The organism is Halalkalicoccus subterraneus, from assembly GCF_003697815.1.
Lineage (GTDB): Archaea > Halobacteriota > Halobacteria > Halobacteriales > Halalkalicoccaceae > Halalkalicoccus > Halalkalicoccus subterraneus.
In genome coordinates this window covers 1-2,912 of the sequence record NZ_RDQG01000093.1, presented here as the reverse complement: position 1 = coordinate 2,912, position 2,912 = coordinate 1, and the positions used below count along the sequence as shown (strand labels likewise).

The 2,912-nt window shown below is 67.2% G+C and carries 4 protein-coding genes; all 4 read left to right on the top strand.

Features of this window, described 5'->3' with window-relative positions:
• Positions 1 to 181 (top strand): DUF2110 family protein (locus tag EAO80_RS18855; protein ID WP_122091363.1); only part of this gene is annotated, 181 nt, incomplete at its 5' end.
• A complete protein-coding gene (locus tag EAO80_RS18850; RefSeq protein ID WP_122091362.1) occupies positions 178 to 927 on the top strand; it encodes a DUF5803 family protein in 750 nt (249 codons plus the stop codon). The genes EAO80_RS18855 and EAO80_RS18850, both read left to right, overlap by 4 nt.
• Positions 928 to 957: 30 nt before the next feature.
• Positions 958 to 1,647: a competence/damage-inducible protein A gene (locus EAO80_RS18845; RefSeq protein WP_122091361.1), complete on the top strand. Its 690-nt coding sequence runs from the start codon at positions 958 to 960 to the stop codon at positions 1,645 to 1,647.
• A 316-nt stretch (positions 1,648 to 1,963) separates the two neighbouring features.
• Positions 1,964 to 2,912 (top strand): ATP-NAD kinase family protein (locus EAO80_RS18840; RefSeq protein ID WP_122091360.1); only part of this gene is annotated, 949 nt, incomplete at its 3' end.

Here is a 2,912-nt window from a genome sequence, read left to right as displayed (position 1 = left end):
GCGTGGGGAGGTGCGCGCGACGGTCAACCGTGCGGGCCATGCGAAGGACATCGTGACCGTCGAGCGCCTGGGACTGCTCGAACAGAGCGTCGTCTGTCGTGAGGGGACCGACCCGCCGGGGTTGCTCGCGGCGATCGGTCCTCACCTCACCTCCGAGCTGCGCTGTGTCATCACCACATGAACCGCCGGCTGCTCGCGTTCGCGTCGCTCGTCGCGCTCGTGGCGGTAGCCGGCTGTACGGGGTTCGGCTCAGTGACCAGCGAGGAGGGACTCGGTGAGGACGCCGAGTACGACTGGGGGACGGACGCCGACGCCACCATCAACGTCACCGACGGCGAGTACAAGGCCGTCTACGCGCTCGAGAACCGATCGACGATTCGGCTCTACGAGGCGACCCGCTACGGCGACGACAACCCGATCGACGTGCGCGCGGTGCAGTTTCGCTACCCGAACGGGACGGTGGTAGGGGCCGAGGAGATCGAGGTCGAGGAGACCCGCTCGGAGGTCACCGTCCACCTGCCCACAGAGGGGGGTCAGTTCGCATTCACGTCTGACTCTCGGTCGCGCAACCTCGCGACCGACACCTTCGTCGAGGGCTCCTACGAGGTGATCCTCCCGCCGGGCTACCGGGTCGACAACTTCGTGCTCGCGAACGTCCGACCGGGCGGCTATGAGACCGAACTCGTCGACGATCAGGTCCACATCCGGTGGGACGAGGTGGAGACCGACACCATCTCGGTGCGGTACTACATGGAGCGCGACGTCTACCTGTTCGGTGGACTGATCGTCGTCGCCTCGATCGGCGCGGCGATCGCCGGGACGTACGTCTACCGCCAGATGCAGGAGCTCAAGCGAAAGCGCGAGGAGGCGGGACTGGACGTCAATATCGAGGACGACGACAACGGCCCGCCGCCGGGAATGCGGTGAGTTTTAGCCCACTACGTCGAACGAACGGGTATGTACGTCGCGCTCGTCACCGTCGGCGACGAGATCCTCGCGGGAGACACGATCAACACGAACGCCGCGTGGCTCGGCCAGCGCCTCGCCGAGCGCGGCGTCGACGTCGAGCGCGTGACGGTGATCCCCGACCGAATCGAGGAGATCGCCCGCGTCGTCGGGGAGTACCACACCGAGTACGACGCCGTGATCGTCACCGGAGGGCTGGGTCCGACCCACGACGACCTGACGATAGAAGGGGTCGCCGCCGCGCTCGACCGCGCGGTCGAGCGAAACGAGGCGGCCCTGTCGTGGCTCCTCGAGGAGGGCGGCTACGAGCGTGACGAACTGACGGCGGGGACCGCCGACCTGCCGCAGGGGGCGCGCCCGCTTCACAACGAGGTCGGCGTCGCACCCGGCGCGGTCGTCGAGGGGATCTACGTCCTGCCGGGCGTGCCCGACGAGATGAAGGCGATGTTCGAGTCCGTCGAAGCCGAGTTCGAGGGCGAGCCTCGATACGTGGCCCGCGTCTTCACGACCGAACCCGAGAGCGAACTCGTCCCCCGACTCGCCGAACTGCGCGAGCGCTTCGACGTAACGGTCGGGAGTTATCCCGGCGACGGGGTCAAGCTGAAACTCACGGGCACCGACGAAAGGACGGTCGAGGACGCGGCCGGCTGGCTGCGCGAGCGCGTCGAACTGGCCGAATGAGGAAGCGGCCCCCAGCGGATCGGATTCTGTCAGAGGCACTGGGTCGCGGTCCGAGGAGCGGGGGGCCGCCAAACGGTCTGCGGTGGCTATCGATATCTATGTATTGATCGTTATCGGTACAGGTAGAGGAGCCACGCGAGCGTGATGAGAACGCTGATGACGAGCACCGAGGTGCCGAGGACTTCGATGGGGTACGTGCCGTGCTGGGCCAGCGGGAGCGGGTACATACCCCATCGTGTGTGACGCTGTTTTATAAGTATTGACGACTCGCGCCGCCGACCGCGAGGCCTTTTGCGACGGGACGGGAACGGGTAGTATGCGACGCATCGGTTTCGTCTGTAACCCGATCGCAGGGATGGGTGGGCGGGTCGGCCTGAAGGGGACCGACGGGAAACTCGCCGAAGCGCGCGAACGCGGGGCTGAACCCCGTGCACCCGAACGCGCGCTTGCGGCACTGGAGGCGCTGTACGAGCGCTTGCCCGACGCCGAGGTCCTGACCTGTGGCGAGCCGATGGGTGCGAGCGAAGTTATCGAGGCCGGGTTCGACCCGGCCGTCGTCTACGAACCGGACGAGGAGACGTCGGCCGGGGACACCCGCGAGGCGGTCGGCCGGTTGCTGGATCGCGGGGTCGACCTGATCCTGTTCGTCGGCGGGGACGGAACCGCGACGGACGTGGCCGAGGCGGTAACCGAAGCGGGTAGCGAGACACCGATCCTCGGTGTGCCGGCGGGCGTGAAGGTATACTCCTCGGTGTTCGGGGTCACGCCGGAGGACGCGGGCCGGATCGCTGCCGCGTTCGATTCGACCGAGTCGCGGGAGGTCAGCGACATCGACGAGGAGGCGTATCGTGCAGGCGAGGTCCGAACGACGCTCAGAGCCGTAGTGAACGTCCCCGTCGCCGAGGAGCTCCAGTCGGCCAAACAGCTCGGCGGCGGCAGCGTCGACGGGCTCGTCCAGGGGATCGTTGCGGAGGTCGATCCCGAGACGACGTACGTCTTCGCGCCCGGCGGGACCGTTGGTGCGATCGAGAAAGAGCTTGGAATCGAAGGGTCGCCGCTGGGAGTCGACGTTTGGCGAGGTGTTCCCGGATCCGCCATGGGTTCGCCAGCAGACAGAGGCGCGGAGCGTTCCGGGCGTGATGAGCTGCTCGTTCGCGATGGAAGCGAATCGGAGATCCTCGACGCTCTCGGCGAGCGAAACGTCATCGTCGTCTCGCCGATCGGCGGCCAGGGGTTCGTCTTCGGGCGGGGCAACCAGCAGCTCT